17 protein-coding genes are annotated in these 16,017 nt (G+C 66.9%); 4 read left to right on the top strand and 13 right to left on the bottom strand.

All coding sequences use genetic code 11. The annotated features are described in order from the left end of the window. Positions 1-5: 5 nt before the first annotated feature. From JAN5088_RS13590 to JAN5088_RS19455, 3 genes are read right to left on the bottom strand one after another with little or no spacing between them, the layout of a single operon-like run. On the bottom strand, positions 6-524 hold the full coding sequence (locus tag JAN5088_RS13590) for a gamma carbonic anhydrase family protein (protein WP_055683386.1): 519 nt from the start codon (positions 522-524) through the stop codon (positions 6-8). Further along, positions 521-1,177 carry a guanylate kinase gene (gene gmk / locus JAN5088_RS13585; RefSeq protein WP_055683385.1) on the bottom strand — a complete coding sequence of 219 codons (657 nt, stop codon included), beginning with the start codon at positions 1,175-1,177 and terminating at the stop codon, positions 521-523. Before gmk ends, JAN5088_RS13590 begins: the two co-directional genes overlap by 4 nt. A gap of 1 nt (position 1,178) precedes the next feature. After that, positions 1,179-1,313 (bottom strand): hypothetical protein, encoded by a 135-nt coding sequence (locus tag JAN5088_RS19455; protein WP_267885379.1) that lies wholly within the window; start codon positions 1,311-1,313, stop codon positions 1,179-1,181. 176 nt (positions 1,314-1,489) lie between these two features. Between JAN5088_RS19455 and JAN5088_RS13580 the strand changes: the two genes are divergently transcribed. Continuing rightward, positions 1,490-2,182, top strand: coding sequence for a PAS domain-containing protein (locus tag JAN5088_RS13580; RefSeq protein ID WP_055683384.1), 693 nt, complete (start codon positions 1,490-1,492; stop codon positions 2,180-2,182). A gap of 15 nt (positions 2,183-2,197) precedes the next feature. On the opposite strand, the gene JAN5088_RS13575 is transcribed toward JAN5088_RS13580, so the two are convergent. After that, positions 2,198-3,574, bottom strand: coding sequence for a class II 3-deoxy-7-phosphoheptulonate synthase (locus tag JAN5088_RS13575; RefSeq protein WP_055683383.1), 1,377 nt, complete (start codon positions 3,572-3,574; stop codon positions 2,198-2,200). A 155-nt stretch (positions 3,575-3,729) separates the two neighbouring features. Here JAN5088_RS13575 and JAN5088_RS13570 point away from each other — a divergent pair, with 155 nt between their 5' ends. Then, positions 3,730-4,740 (top strand): GlxA family transcriptional regulator, encoded by a 1,011-nt coding sequence (locus tag JAN5088_RS13570; RefSeq protein WP_082430018.1) that lies wholly within the window; start codon positions 3,730-3,732, stop codon positions 4,738-4,740. On the opposite strand, the gene JAN5088_RS13565 is transcribed toward JAN5088_RS13570, so the two are convergent. Further along, a complete protein-coding gene (locus JAN5088_RS13565) occupies positions 4,737-4,994 on the bottom strand; it encodes a hypothetical protein (RefSeq protein ID WP_055683382.1) in 258 nt (85 codons plus the stop codon). The genes JAN5088_RS13570 and JAN5088_RS13565 overlap by 4 nt on opposite strands. Continuing rightward, entirely contained in the window at positions 4,991-7,738 is a 2,748-nt protein-coding gene (locus JAN5088_RS13560) for a [protein-PII] uridylyltransferase family protein (RefSeq protein WP_055683381.1), read from the bottom strand. Before JAN5088_RS13560 ends, JAN5088_RS13565 begins: the two co-directional genes overlap by 4 nt. 51 nt (positions 7,739-7,789) lie before the next feature. Here JAN5088_RS13560 and JAN5088_RS13555 point away from each other — a divergent pair, with 51 nt between their 5' ends. Further along, positions 7,790-8,254: a YbaK/EbsC family protein gene (locus tag JAN5088_RS13555; protein WP_055683776.1), complete on the top strand. Its 465-nt coding sequence runs from the start codon at positions 7,790-7,792 to the stop codon at positions 8,252-8,254. Between the two features lie 5 nt (positions 8,255-8,259). Here the strand turns inward: JAN5088_RS13555 and JAN5088_RS13550 are convergent, their stop codons facing one another. The 7 genes from JAN5088_RS13550 to iscR are packed head-to-tail and all read right to left on the bottom strand — an operon-like array spanning position 8,260 to position 15,144. Continuing rightward, positions 8,260-9,480, bottom strand: coding sequence for a cysteine desulfurase (locus JAN5088_RS13550; protein ID WP_055683380.1), 1,221 nt, complete (start codon positions 9,478-9,480; stop codon positions 8,260-8,262). After that, the gene (locus tag JAN5088_RS13545) at positions 9,473-10,030 is read right to left on the bottom strand and encodes a YIP1 family protein (RefSeq protein ID WP_055683379.1); all 558 of its coding nucleotides are present in this window, start codon (positions 10,028-10,030) and stop codon (positions 9,473-9,475) included. The genes JAN5088_RS13550 and JAN5088_RS13545 overlap by 8 nt, the downstream gene beginning before the upstream one ends. 1 nt (position 10,031) lies before the next feature. Then, a complete protein-coding gene (locus JAN5088_RS13540) occupies positions 10,032-11,288 on the bottom strand; it encodes a SufB/SufD family protein (RefSeq protein ID WP_055683378.1) in 1,257 nt (418 codons plus the stop codon). Next, positions 11,285-12,040, bottom strand: coding sequence for a Fe-S cluster assembly ATPase SufC (gene sufC / locus JAN5088_RS13535; RefSeq protein WP_055683377.1), 756 nt, complete (start codon positions 12,038-12,040; stop codon positions 11,285-11,287). The genes JAN5088_RS13540 and sufC overlap by 4 nt, the downstream gene beginning before the upstream one ends. Before the next feature lie 54 nt (positions 12,041-12,094). Continuing rightward, a complete protein-coding gene (gene sufB / locus JAN5088_RS13530; RefSeq protein ID WP_055683376.1) occupies positions 12,095-13,606 on the bottom strand; it encodes a Fe-S cluster assembly protein SufB in 1,512 nt (503 codons plus the stop codon). Continuing rightward, positions 13,603-14,640 carry a cysteine desulfurase family protein gene (locus JAN5088_RS13525; protein WP_055683375.1) on the bottom strand — a complete coding sequence of 346 codons (1,038 nt, stop codon included), beginning with the start codon at positions 14,638-14,640 and terminating at the stop codon, positions 13,603-13,605. Before JAN5088_RS13525 ends, sufB begins: the two co-directional genes overlap by 4 nt. Before the next feature lie 45 nt (positions 14,641-14,685). Next, positions 14,686-15,144 (bottom strand): Fe-S cluster assembly transcriptional regulator IscR, encoded by a 459-nt coding sequence (iscR, locus tag JAN5088_RS13520; protein ID WP_055683374.1) that lies wholly within the window; start codon positions 15,142-15,144, stop codon positions 14,686-14,688. Between the two features lie 149 nt (positions 15,145-15,293). On the opposite strand from iscR, the gene JAN5088_RS13515 reads away from it, so the two are divergent. Next, on the top strand, positions 15,294-15,947 hold the full coding sequence (locus tag JAN5088_RS13515) for an alpha/beta hydrolase (protein ID WP_055683373.1): 654 nt from the start codon (positions 15,294-15,296) through the stop codon (positions 15,945-15,947). The last annotated feature ends 70 nt before the right edge of the window (positions 15,948-16,017 follow it).

Here is a 16,017-nt window from a genome sequence, read left to right as displayed (position 1 = left end):
GTCCGTCAGACGGGCTTGAGCCCCTCGCGGAAACGCGCGGCGTTCTCGCGGTAGTGACGGGCCGACTGGATCAGCGCCTGCCGGGCGGCCTCGTCCAGATCCCGCACGACCTTGCCCGGCGTGCCCATCACGAGCGAGCCGTCGGGAATGGTCTTGCCCTCGGTGACGAGGGCCCCAGCCCCGATCAGGCAGCCCTTCCCGATGACCGCCCCGTTCAGGACGGTCGCCCCCATGCCGATCAGCGTCCCGTCCCCGATGGTGCAGCCATGCAGCATCGCCTTGTGCCCGACAGTGCAATCCGTCCCGATGGTAAGCGGAAAGCCCATGTCGGTGTGCAGGACGCAGTTTTCCTGAATGTTGGTGCCGGCGCCCACGGTGATCGCCTCATTGTCGCCACGCAGCGTCGCACCGAACCAGATGCCGGTCCCTTCGGCCAGGACGATCCGGCCGATCACGTTGGCATCGTGCGCGACCCAGGCGTCGGCGTGGATGTCGGGGGCGTGGCTGTCGAGGGAATAGATCATGGTTGTCTCCTCCTGAATTCTTCGTTGAGCCCGCGCACGAAATCGCTGAGCCGGGGCTGCCGTTCCCGCCGCAGGCGCTCGGCCGTCAGGATGGTGCGAAGCTCCGCCTCGCAGGTGTCGGGATCGGCGTTCACCAGAACGTAATCGTACTCCGCCCAGTGGCTGATCTCCGACTCGGACTTGGCCATCCGCTTGCCGATCACCTCATCGCTGTCGTGCCCGCGCGACCGCAGGCGCCGTTCCAGTTCGGCGATGGACGGCGGCAGGATGAAGATGGAGACGATGTCGCCGCCGAGCGCCGAATTGCGGATCTGCTGCCCGCCCTGCCAGTCGATATCGAAGATCACATCCTGTCCCGCGCCGAGCGCTGATTCGACCGGCGCGCGCGGACTGCCGTAGTGGTGGCCGAAGACTTCGGCATGTTCCAGCATCTCGCCATCGAGCACCCACTGCCCGAAGGTTTCGCGGTCGGTGAAGAAGTAATCCAACCCCTCCACCTCGCCTGGGCGGGGCGCGCGGGTGGTGGCCGAGACCGAGAACGACAGCGACGGATCCCAGGCCATGAGGCGTTTCGCCATGGTCGATTTGCCTGCGCCCGAGGGGCTGGACAGGATGATGCCGATTCCCCGGCGGGTCGCGTCGTTCTGCGTCATGTCATTCCATGGTCTGCATCTGCTCGCGCAGGCGGTCGATGATCGTCCTGAGGTCCAGCCTGCGGAAATCGGCCGGCCGGATAGCCGATCGCCGACCGTCGCGGGCGCGTGCCGCATATCCCGTCATCGACCTCATGCCATGGCCCTAGCCTCTGCTCCGCGGCCCGGCAAGTCGCCGGCCATGTATTAACCAATGGTAAAGGAATTACGGGCAATTTGCGGCAGAGTGCCTTATTTCTGCCTTTACGCGGTCGGTTCAGGCCGCATTCCGGTCCCAATTCCGGGACGCGACGGGAAAGGCAGGATTGAGGCATGGCACGGATTCACGAAACCCGCGGCGATACGGGCCGCGCCCCCACGGATTTCATGGGACTGCGGATGATGCGCAAATCGCCCTTGCTGGAAGAAGCCTGGCAGTACTGGACCTCGTTGCGGCGGGGTGCGGAACTGCCGCGTCGGACGGCGATGGACCCGAAGGCGATGCGGCACATCCTGGGCCATTCCATGATCCTAGATCAGGTGCGGCCAGGTACCGTGCGCGTCCGCCTCGGCGGTCATGTGATGACCGACCTGATGGGGATGGACGTACGCGGCCTGCCGGTACGGGCCTTCTTCGACGTGGTCGACCGGACCCGCGTGACCGACCTGATCGAGCAGGTGTTCGAGACGCCCGCGACCCTGGAACTCGACCTCATCTCCGAAGGCGCGGACGGGATCGTGACGGCGCGCATGTTGATCCTGCCGCTGCTGGATACCGCCGGGCGCACGACCAAGGCCATGGCGGTCATCGTGACCGACAAAGTCGTCACCGACGCGCCGCGGCGTTTCGCGGTAACGAATGGAACGCTGGTTCCCCTGGCCGCGCCGATCACGAGCGACGACCCGCGCCGCCGGCTGACCGACCACGACCTGCCGGTCGAGGTCATGGCAACCGGCATGGCCGAGGACCCTGCCCCGTTCGAGACGAAGCCGTCGCCCGTTCCGTGGCTGCGGGTCGTCAAATAGACCGGCAGCCAAAGGTCAAGATGCGGCGCGCTGACGCTCCGCCCGCAGGCCCGACAGTTCTTCGGCCACCAGGAACGCGAGTTCCAGCGACTGCGAGGCGTTCAAGCGCGGGTCGCAGGCGGTGTGATAACGATCGGACAGATCCTCGTCGGTCACGGCGCGGACGCCACCGGTGCATTCGGTCACGTCCTGGCCCGTCATTTCGAAATGGACGCCGCCGGGAACGGTGCCTTCTGCGCGGTGGATGGCGAAGAACTCCCGCACCTCACGCAGGACGGCGTCGAACGGCCGGGTCTTGTAGCCGGTCGAGGACTTGATCGTGTTTCCATGCATCGCGTCGCAGGTCCAGACCACGTTTGCACCCATCTGCTGCGTGACGCGGATCAGGCGCGGCAGATGGTCGGCGACCTGACCTGCACCGAAGCGCGCGATCAACGTCAGGCGGCCCATCTCGTTGTCGGGGTTCAGCTTGTCGATCAGGACCTTCAGGTCGTCCTCGGTCGTCGTCGGGCCGCACTTCAGGCCGATGGGGTTCAGCACGCCGCGGCAGAACTCGACATGGGCGCCGTCGGGCTGCCGGGTGCGGTCGCCGATCCAGATCATGTGACCCGACCCGGCCAGCCAGTCGCCCGTCAGGCTGTCCTGCCGGCAGAGGGCTTCCTCGTATTCCAGCAGCAGTGCCTCATGCGAGGTATAGAAATCCACCGTCGCGAGTTCGGCATTGTTGTCGGACGTGAGCCCCGCCGCCGTCATGAAGTCGAGCGCATCCTGAATGCGTCCGGCCATGTCGCGGTACTGCTTGGCACTGTCGCCGTCGGTGAAGCCCAGCGTCCAGCTGTGGATGCGGTGGATGTCGGCGAACCCGCCCTTGGAGAACGCGCGCAGCAGGTTCAGCGTGGCGGCCGACTGGGTATAGGCCTCCAGCATCTTCTGCGGGTTGGGGATGCGCGCCTCCGGCGAGAACACCAGTTCGTTGATGATGTCGCCGCGGTAGCTTGGCAACTCCACCCCCTCCTTCGTCTCGGTCGGGGCACTGCGGGGCTTGGCGAACTGGCCCGCCATGCGGCCGACCTTGACGACCGGAACCTTGGCCCCGAACGTCAGGACCATGGCCATCTGCAGCATCACCTTGAACGTGTCGCGGATCGCATCGCTGTTGAAGTCGGCGAAGCTTTCGGCGCAGTCGCCGCCTTGCAGCAGAAACGCCTCGCCGCGCCCCGCGGCGGCCAGCTCCTGCTTGAGCGTCCGTGCCTCGCCCGCGAAGACCAGAAGCGGATTACGCGCGAGTTTAGCCTCCACCGCGTTCAGCGCCTCGGCATCGGGATAGTCCGGCATCTGCACGCGGGGCTTCGCCCGCCAGTCCGATTTCGACCAGGTGCTTGTCTGTGCCATGTCCCGTTCCTCCGGCCCGCATTCAAATCATGGCGATATCCCATCCCTGCCGCACCTGCAAACGTCGGATGCCCTTGATCCGGTAGAACCGTTCCGATTAGGCATCGAAATGCGGCCCGGCTGACGGATGCGCCGCGACAGGGGAGAGCGCGCCGATGCCGGGCCAGACACCAGCCAAGCCCGATGGCCGACCGCGATCCATAACCATTCCGACGCCGGACAAGCCGCTGCACTTCACCTTCGTCCTGCTCGACCGGTTCACCCTTCTCTGCTTCGCCAGTGCGCTCGACGCGCTGCGGCTGGCGAACCGGATGTCGGGGATGACGCTCTATACCTGGTCGCTCCAGGGCGAGGGTGGCGAAACGGTGACCTGCTCGGCGGGCACGACCTTCGTCCTGGACGGCCCCCTGGGCGAGACGTCGCGCGACGATACCATCGTCGTCATCGGCGGCATCGACGTCGCACAGGCGACCACGACGCGGCTGCGCAATTGGCTGCGGCGCGAGGCGCGGCGCGGGGGCACCGTCGCCGGCCTCTGCACCGCCGCCTGGTCGCTCGCGGCGAGCGGCCTGCTCGACGGCAAGCGCGCCACGATCCACTGGGAGAACCAGGACGGCTTCGCCGAGGAGTTCCCCGAAGTCGACCTGACGAAATCCGTCTTCACCATCGACGGCAAGCGCATCACCACGGCGGGCGGCACAGCATCCGTGGACCTGATGCTGCACCTGATCGCGCGCGACTGGGGCAAGGACCTGGCGGCGCTGGTGGCCGACCAGATGATCTATTCCTCGATCCGCACGGACCAGGATTCGCAGCGGCTGTCGATCCCCACGCGCATCGGCGTCCGTCATCCCCGCCTGTCGCAGGTCATCCGCGAGATGGAGCAGGCCATCGAGGAGCCGGTCAGTCCCGCCACGCTCGCCGCCGGGGTGGGCATGTCCACGCGGCAGCTGGAGCGTCTGTTCCGCAGGTATCTCGACCGCTCGCCCAAGCGGTATTACATGGAGCTTCGCCTCGGGCGGGCGCGCAACCTGCTGATGCAGACGGACATGTCGATCATCAACGTCGCGCTGGCCTGCGGCTTCACCTCGCCTTCTCATTTCTCGAAATGCTACCGCGCGCATTACGGAACGACGCCTTACCGCGAACGGGGCACGCAGGACTAGACGCGCCGCCCCGCCCAGCCGCCCCGACGACCGGTCCGGGCGGGCGTGGACAGCCCCTCGCGCAGGACGTCGGTCATGGGGTGCGGGGGCCGGTCGCGCAGGAGACGCTCGATGGCCGGACGCGGATCTCCCGTCATCGACAGCGCCCAGTCGAGGAAGATGGTACGACATTCCCCGGTCGTGATCCCGTCGATCCGGTAGGCTTCGTGGATCAACCCCTTGGGGTCGTCCGGACCCTTTCCGCCTTGGGTCATTCCCCCGCCTCCCCCAAAGGTTCCGCCATGACGCCCGCCCGGGCCAGCGCCGCGTCGACATGTTCCGCCGCCTGCGCCGCCACCACGTCGCAGGCTGCGGAGACGGCAGCCGCATCGTCCATTCCGACGGCCTTCGCCAGGAACGCATCGCCGCCCGCCCCCAGATCGCCCGGCGGATCGTCGCCGGTCAACAGGCGAAGCACCTGCTGTACCCGCGACAGAAGGCGGTGGGCTGCGACGAGATCGGCGCGGGCCGCGGCGTCCAGCCAGCCATCCACCGACAGCTGTTCCGCCACCCCCCGCTCCGCCGCCCCGGCGATCAGCGCATGGGCCTGCGCGGCGAGTTCGATGTCCTGCATCCGGCCCGGCCCCGACTTGACCGACAGGCCAGCGCCGGTGCGGCCCGCGTCGGCAAGCCGGGCACGCATCCCGGCCAGCCCTGAAACCACCTCGTCATGGGAGAAGCGGCTTTCGCGGATGGCGGCGCGGCGTGCATCCTCGGCGGCGGCGCGCAGTTCGTCGTCGCCTGCGATGGCGCGAGCGCGGGTCAGGGCCATGTGCTCCCACATCCAGGCCTCGGTCGCCTGATAGCTCACGAAACCCGAAAGGGGCGTGGCGACCGGCCCCTGTTTGCCGGACGGCCTCAACCGCATATCCACCTCGTAGAGCCGTCCCTCGCCCATGGGCGCGGTCAGCACCGTGATGAGAACCTGGGTGAACCGTGCCGCCCATTGACCCGGCCCAAGCTGGCGCCACCCGTCGGACAGAGCGTCCGCCTCGGCCCCGTCGTGCAGGATCACGAGGTCCAGATCGGACCGTGCCGTCAGCCGCCCGACACCCAGCGACCCCATCCCGAGCGCGGCGAGCCGCAGGCCCGGCACCCGGCCATAGCGCCGCGCCGTCTCGGCCAGCGCCACGTCCCATGAAGCGGACAGCACGGCCTGCGCCAGCGCGGCATAGGCCGTCCCGGCCGTGCCCGGATCGACGAGGCGCCGGAGCAGGTGCACGCCGATGCGGAAATGCTCCTCCCGATGCCAGCGCCGCAGGACGGTCATCGACTCCTCGAACTCCGCCGGGTCGAGGGCGGGCGCCTCCCACTCCTCCGGCAGGGGAGCGAGGAACGAGCCGTCGATGACGGCGTCCAGAACCTCTGCATGCTGCGACAGATGCCGCGCCAGATCGGGGGCGGTGGCACAGATGTCGGCCAGCAGCGCGATGAGCCTCGGGTTCGCTTCGAACAGCGAGAAAAGCTGCACCCCCGACGGCAGGCCGCGCAGGAAGCCGTCGAAGGCCGCCAGCGCCTCCTCCGGCCGGGCGGCTGCCGACAGCGCGGCCAGAAGCCCCGGCCTGAGCCTGGCGAAGATGGTGCGCGCGCGGCCGGAGCGGAGCGCGGGATAGGTGGTCCAGCGGTCGGTGATCGCCTCCGCCCCCTCGATCGCGGTGGGGCCTTCGTGACGGTCGGGGATGGCGAAGCTGGGGTCGGTGATCGCCTCGACCGCGCGCATCCGGTCGCGCAGGTCGGCAACAAAGGCGTCGGTATCGTCCGTCCCCATGAAACACGCCATACGCCGCAACCCCTCGGCGTCCTTCGGGATGCGATGCGTCTGCGCGTCCTGCACCATCTGCACCCGATGTTCGACCGCGCGCAGGTGGCGATACTGCGCGGTCAGCACGTCACGGTCGCCCGGTGCAACCCAGCCCGCATCCACCAGACGGTCCAACCCCTCCAGCGTGCCACGGACGCGCAGCGACGGGTCGCGGCCGCCGGCGATGATCTGCTGCGTCTGGGTCAGGAACTCGATCTCGCGGATGCCGCCCTGCCCCAGCTTGACGTCGTGGCCCGGCACCTGCCACTCGCCCGCAAGGCCCTTGTGATCGCGAATGCGGCGACGCATGTCGTGGGCTTCCTCGACGACGGCGAAGTCCAGATGGCGGCGCCACACGAAGGGGGTCATGCGGTCAAGGAACCCCTCGCCAGCCGCGATGGCCCCGGCGGCGGCGCGCGCCTTGATCCAGGCAGCGCGCTCCCACGTCCGGCCCATCGCCTCGTAATACCGCTCCGCCGCTTCCATCGACAGGACGATGGGCGTGCTGGCCGGATCGGGGCGCAGGCGCAGGTCGGTGCGGAACACATAGCCCTCGGCTGTGATGTCGGAGAGAAGCGCCATCGCCCGCCGCGCCACCCGGAGCAGGATGGCCCGCGCCTCGGCATAGTCGCCGGGGTCGTAGCGGCCTTCGTCGAACAGCAGGACAAGGTCGATGTCGCTGGAATAATTCAGCTCTCCCGCGCCCATCTTGCCCATGGCGATGGCGACCAGCCCGCCGTCGCCCGTCACCGGCCCCTTGGCTGCCTTGGTAAGCGACACCGACAGCGCCTTGCCGAGCGCCGCGTCCGCGAACCGCGTCAGCGCCGCCGTTGCCCGCATGACCGGCCAGACCCCGCCCAGTTCAGCCAGCCCGACCAGAAGCGCCACACGCCGCTTGGCGACCCTGAGCGCCACGGATACATCGCCCTCTGCCTGCGCCAGCATGGTCAGGATATCGTCCAACGCCGCCTCGGGGTCATTGTCCCACAGGTCCGCCAGCCAATCGCGTTCGCGTGCGATCAGCGTGGCGAGATAGGGGCTGCATCCCGCCGCGCCGGCAACCAGGTCGCCTGCATCGACCGGCACATCGGCCGCGGCACGGGCACCGGCCTCTGCGTCGAAGGGGACGGGATGGCGGGTGATGAGGTTTCGGAACATGGCCGCATCAGGCCCCTTGGCGTCGCCGGCGTCAACGGGCAGAACGCGGGCATGAGCCGAAGCCTGACCCGCGTGACCGCCGCCCTGCGCGTTGCCGGCCTGACCGGCGCGCCCGTGGAACTGGGCGATTGCCGCACTGCGCAGGCGGCCGCCGACGCGGTGGGGTGCACGGTGGACCAGATCGCGAAATCCATCGTCTTTACCCGCAGTGAAGGCTGCGCCCTGTTCCTGGCGGCCGGCGGCAATCAAGTCGATGGCGTCAGGGCCAGCGCGCTGGCCGGGGGTCGGCTGACGCGGGCCGATGCCGACACGGTACGCGCCGTCACCGGCTTCGCTATCGGCGGCGTCTCGCCCGTGGGGCACCTGACACCGGTGCCGATGTGGCTCGATGCCCGGCTGATGGCGTTCGACGTCGTCTGGGCCGCTGCCGGAACGCCGCGCCACGTCTTCCCGGTCGCGCCGGGCGACCTTCTGCGGATTACGGGCGCGACAGTGGCCGATTTTACCCTGCGCTGAGGCGGTCAGGCAAACAGGTCGTGGCAAAGCTCCAGCGCGTTGACCAGGGCATCGACCTCGGCCAGGGTGTTGTAGACGCCGAAACTCGCGCGGCAGGTTGCGGTCAGGCCCATGTGCTCCATGAGTGGCTGCGCACAATGCTGGCCTGCGCGGACCGCGATGCCCTTCTTGTCGAGGACGGTCGAGATGTCGTGCGCATGGGCCGGGCCGTCCAGCGTAAAGCTGAAGATCGCGGCCCGGTCGCGCGGGTTTCCCTGCACGTTCAGCCAGTTGAGCCCCGTCAGCCGGTCCAGCGCATAATCCCGCAGACCCGCCTCATGCGCGGCGATGGCGTCCATTCCGACGTCCATCATCCAGTCGACTGCGGCGCCCATCCCGATGGTCTGGACGATGCCGGGGGTGCCGGCCTCGAACTTCATGGGGGCGTCGTTCCAGGTGATGCTATCGCGATGGACGTCGCGGATCATGTCGCCGCCGCCCATGAAGGGGCGCATCTCGGCCATTCGGTCAGGGTGGATGAAGATCGCCCCGGAACCGCTTGGTCCGTATAGCTTATGTCCCGTAACCGCATAGAAGTCGCAGCCGATGTCGGACACGTCCACCGCCATGTGGACCGCAGCCTGGCTGCCATCGACCATGACGGGAACGCCTCGGTCGCGGGCGCCGGTGCATATGGATTTCACATCAACGACGGTTCCCAAGACGTTGGAAACATGGGTTATCGCGATCAGCTTCGTCCTGTCCGTGATCGCATCCAGAACCGCCTGCGGATCGAGGTTGCCATCGGCGTCGGTGTCGACCCAGATCAGCTTGACGCCTTGCCGTTCGCGCAGGAAATGCCAAGGCACGATGTTGGCGTGGTGCTCCATGATCGACAGGACGATCTCATCCCCTGGCTGCATCCGGGGCGCGGCCCAAGCATAGGAGATCAGGTTTATCGCCTCAGTCGTGCCGGTGGTGAAGACGATATGATCCTCCGACGGCGCGCCGAGGAAGCGGGCCATCTTGCCGCGCACAGCCTCGAAATTGTCGGTCGAGATGGTGGAAAGCGTATGTAAACCCCGGTGAACGTTCGCGTAATCCTGACCATAGGCCCGCTGGATCGTGTCGAGTACGACCTGCGGCTTCTGCGCCGATGCGCCGTTGTCGAGATAGACGAGCGGATTGCCGTTGATCTTCCGCTGCAGGATCGGGAACTGGGCGCGGATCTCTTCGACGTCAAACATGAGGTGTCTCCGCGACATAGAGGGAATTGAGCCAGATCCAGATGAAGGCGCAGAGCGTGATCACGCCGACCAGCGCCTGTGCCGGGCCGGGACCGACGAAGCCGGTCGTGAGACCCAGCAGCAACAGCGCAGGCGTGACGCAGAGGAAAGACCAGAACAAGGCGACACGGGCGCGCAGGCCGCTGCCCCGTCCGCCCATTGCGCGCGCGATCAAATGCGAGAGCGCGGCGAAGACGTAGAGCACGAGCGGAACGATGAAGATCCAGGCCATCAGCGCGCCCGAAAACAGAGCCTCGAACTTCGCGTCGACGATGTTGGCGGGCACCTCGGTGCCGACGCGGGCGCTTTCCGAGACGATCAGCCCCTCGAATACGGGGTCCGGCGTTCGGGCACGCTGGACGAGGCCGGGCAGTTGCGCGACGAACCCGAGAAGGGACGCGGCCGCGAGATAGACGAAGGCGACCTTGTCGTCTGGGCCATGCGACAGTCGCTCCGCCATGACGCGACGGGGCCGCGCCCACGCCCGCGGAATGTCGCGCGTGACCGACACGTCAGTCGCGCGACAGCCAGTCGGCCATCAGCCCCCCGACGTGATCGCGCAGCCCGTCGTCCGCGATCTCATCCACCGCTTCGGTCAGGAAGCTGAGCACCAGAAGGTCGGTTGCGACTCGCTTCGACACCCCGCGCGACCGCAGGTAGAACAGCGCCGTCTCGTCGATGGCGCCGGTGGTGGAGCCATGGGAGCAAGCGACATCGTCGGCGTAGATCTCCAGCTCCGGCTTGGCGAGAAAGACGCTGTCGTCGTCTAGCAGAAGTGCCTGGCTGATCTGATAGCCGTCGGTCTTTTGCGCGCCTTCCTTCACAAGAATCTTGCCTTGGAACACGCCGGTAGCTCCATCACGCAGCACCTTCTTGAACACCTGACGACTTTCGCAATCGCAGGCATCGTGGATTACGAAGACCGTGTCGTCATGATGCAGGTCGTCCCGCCCGAAGGCCGCGCCCGCGACATGCGCTGTGGCGTCGTCGCCGGTCAACTCGATCACCGCTTCGTTGCGGGTAAACTGGCCGTTCGCCGAGAGGGTGAAGGACTTGAACGCGCTTCCGGTGCCCAGCCGGGCGAAAAGGTGCGTGTTGACGTGGCGCGCGTGGTCAGGGCCCTGAACGCGGATGTGGTCGAAGGCGGCGCGGTCGGCCACGTCCACCTCGGTCACGATGTTGGACCGCGCGCCGGCAGTACCGGATTCCAGGATCGTGACCGCGGCATCCGCATCCACCTTCACCACATGGTGCAGGATCGGGTCGGTGCCGCCGATGGTGCGGATGTGAATCGGCCGCGACACCTTCGCCATCACGCGGATCGCCAGTCCGCCAGTTGCGAAGGCGGTGTTGAGCATTGCGAAGGGCCGCGACACGGGGCGGGAGCCCGCGGCCTCCAACTTGCCATAGAGGTCGCGGACCCAGTGAATGTCGGCCTCCGCCACCTTGGACAGGGTCGTGATCTCAAGCCCGTCCGGCGCGCCGTCGGGCAGGTCGAGCCGGTCGCCGTCGATCGTGATCACATAGGCGTCGACGCCGTCGAACGGATCGTCGGTCTGCGTAGGCGCGTCGGGCGCGGGCGCGACACGAACCAGCGGGGCGGGATTGGTGAAGCGCCAGTATTCGTCGCGCCGCACCGGCAGGCCAACGGCGCGCAGGCGGCCCAGAGCGTCCTTGCGCGCGGCATGAAGCCAGCCGTTGCCAGCCGGCAGGGTCAGCGCGTCGAGCCGTTCGTCGGTGGCGGTCGTGCGGGGATCGGCTACCATCACGCCGCCCCTTCGAGGATGTCGGCATAGCCGTTGCGTTCGACTTCCAGCGCCAGTTCGGGACCACCCGATTTGACGATGCGGCCGTCGGCCATGATGTGAACGACGTCCGGCCGGATGTGGTCCAGCAGTCGCTGGTAGTGCGTGATCACAAGGAATCCGCGCCCGGCGTCGCGCAGCGCGTTGACGCCATCGGACACGAGCCGCATCGCATCGACGTCGAGGCCGGAATCGGTCTCGTCCAGAATGCACATGCGCGGCTCCAGCATGGCCATCTGCAGGATCTCGTTGCGCTTCTTCTCACCACCCGAAAAGCCCACGTTGACCGGACGCTTGAGCATGTCGGCGTCGATGTTCAGATCCTTGGCCTTGGCGCGGATGGTCTTGAGGAAATCGGTCGACGACAGCTCCTCCTCTCCCCGCGCCTTGCGCTGGGCGTTCACGGCAGTCCGCAGAAAGGTCATGTTGCCGACGCCGGGGATTTCGACAGGATACTGGAAGGCAAGGAACAGGCCGGCGGCAGCGCGCTCCTCAGGCTCCATCCCCAGCAGGTCGATACCGTCGAGCGTGGCGGAGCCTTCGGTGACTTCATAACCGCCGCGCCCCGACAGGACGTAGGACAGCGTGGACTTGCCGGAGCCATTCGGCCCCATGATGGCGTGCACCTTGCCCGCCTCGACCGTCAGGTCGACGCCCTTGAGGATCTGCTTGTCCTCCTCCTCCAGCTTGACGTGCAGGTTCTCGATTTTCAGCATGACGGCGTTCCCCCACTTCGGGATTCAATGTTTCAACAGGTTGCGAGGCGACGTTCAGCCGACCGACCCCTCCAGCGAGATGGCCACAAGCTGCTGCGCCTCCATGGCGAATTCCATGGGCAGGGCTTGCAGGACCTCCTTGCAGAAGCCGTTGACGACCAGCGCCACGGCCTCCTCCTCGTCCATCCCGCGCGAGCGGCAGTAGAACAGCTGGTCGTCATCCACCTTGGACGTCGTCGCTTCGTGTTCTACGCGGCTGCTGTTGTTGCGCACCTCGATGTAGGGAACGGTATGCGCGCCGCAGTGCGAGCCGATCAGAAGGCTGTCGCATTGGGTGTAGTTGCGCGAGTTCTTGGCCTTGGGATGCATCGACACCAGTCCTCGATAGGTGTTCTGCGCACGACCGGCGCTGATGCCCTTGGACACGATCCGGCTTCGGGTATTCTTGCCCAGGTGGATCATCTTTGTGCCGGTGTCGGCCTGCTGCATGTTGTTGGCGATTGCGATGGAATAGAACTCGCCCTGGCTGTCATCGCCGCGCAGGATGCAGGACGGGTATTTCCACGTCACCGCGGAGCCGGTTTCCACCTGCGTCCACATCACCTTGGACCGCGCACCCCGGCAGTCGGCGCGCTTGGTGACGAAGTTGTAGATGCCGCCCTTGCCGTTCTCGTCGCCCGGATACCAGTTCTGGACGGTGGAATATTTCACCTCTGCATCGTCGAGAATGACGATTTCGACCACGGCGGCGTGAAGCTGCGCGATGTCGCGCTGGGGCGCTGTGCAGCCTTCGAGATAGCTGACGTGACTGCCCTCCTCGGCGATGATGAGGGTCCGCTCGAACTGGCCGGTGTTCTCGGCGTTGATGCGGAAATAGGTCGACAGCTCCATGGGGCAGCGGACGCCCTTGGGGATGTAGACGAAGCTGCCGTCGGAAAAGACCGCGGAGTTGAGAGTCGCATAGTAGTTATCGGACTGCGGCACGACCGTGCCGAGATACTTGCGTACCAGTTCTGGATGCTCGCGGATAGCTTCCGAGATGGAGCAGAAGATCACGCCGGCCTTCGCCAGTTCCTTGCGGAAGGTCGTGCCGACGGAGACGGAATCGAACACCGCATCGACGGCGACCTTACGGTCTTCCGGTCCCGGCTCCACACCGGCCAGAATCGCCTGCTCCTTGAGCGGAATGCCCAGCTTCTTGTAGGTTTCCAGAAGCTTCGGGTCGACCTCGTCCAGCGACTTGGGCTTGACGGCCATGCTGGCGGGGCGAGCGTAGTAATACTGGTCCTGAAAGTCGATCGCGGGGTATTCGACCATCGCCCACTTGGGCTCCTTCAAGGTCAGCCAGCGGCGATAGGCCTCCAGCCGCCAGTCGGTCATCCACTCCGGCTCCTCGTTCTTGGCGGAGATCAGGCGAACGATATCCTCGGACAGCCCCTTGGGGGCGTATTCCATCTCGATCTCGGTGTTCCAGCCGTGCTTGTAGGTGCCCGACAGCGCCTTGACCGCATCGACGGTTTCGGCGTCCACGCCCTCCTTCACCCGAATATCGTCCAAAGCGGTCATCTCCGTCTCCTGTCCTGCAGCCGGCGGAACGTCTCGACGAACCGGGCCATCTGTTCCTGCGTCACGTCCGGTCCCAGCGACACGCGGATCGCGCAGTCCGCTTCGCCCGGGCCGTATCCCATGGCGCCGAGGACGGCGCTGCTGCGGACCTTGCCGCTGCTGCAGGCCGATCCCGCGGATATCGCGAAGCCGGCCAGATCCAGCGCCATCACCTGCGTCTCGCCGCGCCATCCGGGCGTGATGATACAGGTCGTGTTGGGCAGACGTTTCGATTCCTTCCCGACTAAAATAGTCAGATTGCCGGAGTCCTCAAGTCTTGTTTCTAGAAAAGTTCTAAGTTCGGCAACCCGGTCCCATTCCCCGCGCTCCAGATCGCGGGCTGCTGCCTCCGCCGCGGCGCCGAAACCGGCGATGCCGGTGATGTTCTCGGTGCCCGACCGGCGCCCCATCTCCTGCCCGCCTCCGCGGATCTGCGCGGCCACGTCCAGGCCGCGCCGGATGACCAAGGCACCGATGCCTTTCGGCCCGCCCAGCTTGTGCGCGGAAATCAAGGCCATGTCGGCCCCGGTCCAGTCGAAGGCCAGCGGCACCTTGCCGAAGGCCTGCGTCATGTCGCTGACCGCGATTCCGGGCGGCAGGTCCTGCAGGATGCCGGTCTCGGAATTCGCGAGTTGCAGGGCTGTCGCCGCAGGGTCGATTACGGTGACCCCGCCGCGTTCGTCGACGGGCAGCGTCCCGTCTCCCCAGGCGGCGACGGCCTCATGCTCCACCGGCGCGGTGGCGAGGGTGCGCCTGGCCATCGCCAGCGCCGCCGCCTCGGTCGCACCTGACACGAAGACCACATCTGCGGACGACGCCCCGAAGGCCGTGGCGACCTGCGCCCGTGCCCGCTCCACCAGGGCCTTCGCCGCGCGGCCTTCGGCATGCACCGACGACGGGTTGCCCACGACATCCATCGCGGCGGCCATCGCCGCCCGCGCCTCCGGGCGCAGCGGCGCCGTCGCGTTCCAGTCCAGATAGACCCGGCCGGTCATGGCGTTTCCTTCGTCAGAGTTCGGCCCGCCGTGTCCGCAACGGCCCTATTCGTCCACCACCTCGAACAGCGAGGGCACGGCCGGACAGGGCACCAGCGCATTGTCCACCACGTCCGATAACCGCGTCTGGTGCAGGAAGACGTAGACATGCGCCGACAGCGATTCCCACAGGCGGTTCGTCATGCTCTGCGCGCGAGATCCCGACGACCCGCCCGAGGCGCCCGCGCCGGTGTGCATGGCCGATACCGTCTCGTCCACCGCCTCAAGGATGTCCGACACGCGGATGTCGGAGGCCGAACGGGCCAGCCGGTATCCGCCCCCCGGCCCGCGTACGGACTCGACCAGGCCCGCGCGGCGCAACTTGACAAAAAGCTGTTCGAGATAGGGCAGAGAGATGCTCTGTCGCTTCGACACTTCGGCGAGCGAGGTCGTCGCCCCATCGGCCTGCTGCGCCAAATCGGCGAGCGCGACCATCGCGTAACGTCCCTTGGTGCTCAGCTTCATGGCCCCTCCGATTGACGCCCACGGCCGTTGCGCTTACCTGCCTAGACGTGCGGGAACGGCGGCTCTCCGGGGGTTATCCCCCTGCCCCCCGCCAGCGTCAACACCGACCGCGCCCGCACACGCGACGGCCCCGAATGTAAGGAACGCCCATGCCCGAAGTGATCTTCCCCGGCCCCGAAGGCCGCCTCGAAGGCCGCTATCACCCGCAGAAGCACAAGGATGCGCCGATCGCCATTGTCCTGCATCCCCATCCGCAGTTCGGCGGCACGATGAACAATCGGGTCGTCTACAACCTCCACTACGTCTTTCTGGAGCTGGGGTTCACCGTCCTGCGCTTCAACTTCCGCGGCGTGGGCCGCAGTCAGGGCGAATACGACCAGGGCATCGGTGAACTTTCGGACGCGGCATCGGCGCTGGACTATCTTCAGGCGCTGAACCCGAACGCCAAGCACTGCTGGGTCGCCGGATTCTCCTTCGGCGCGTGGATCGGGATGCAGCTTCTGATGCGCCGTCCCGAGATCACGGGCTTCATCTCGGTCTCGCCGCCCGCTGACCGCTATGATTTCAGCTTCCTCGCCCCCTGTCCGTCCTCGGGCCTCATCATCAACGGCGCGAACGATCGCGTGGCCCCGCCTGCCGACACGCGCGCGCTGGTCGGCAAGCTGCACGAGCAGAAGGGCATCACCATCACCCACGAGGAGATGGAGGGCGCGGGCCACTTCTTCGAAGACCCCTACATGGATCCGATGATCGGGAGCGTCCGCGATTACGTCGCCCGCAGGCTGACCGAAACGACACGCTGAACCGCCGGCGTTCGGGGCGGTCTTGAACCCGGTCCGCACGGGCGGCAGGGTGCGGCGGGCGCGGCCCCCC

This window comes from Jannaschia rubra, from assembly GCF_001403735.1.
Classification (GTDB): Bacteria; Pseudomonadota; Alphaproteobacteria; order Rhodobacterales; family Rhodobacteraceae; genus Jannaschia; species Jannaschia rubra.
This window is presented reverse-complemented; position numbering and strand designations above follow the sequence as displayed.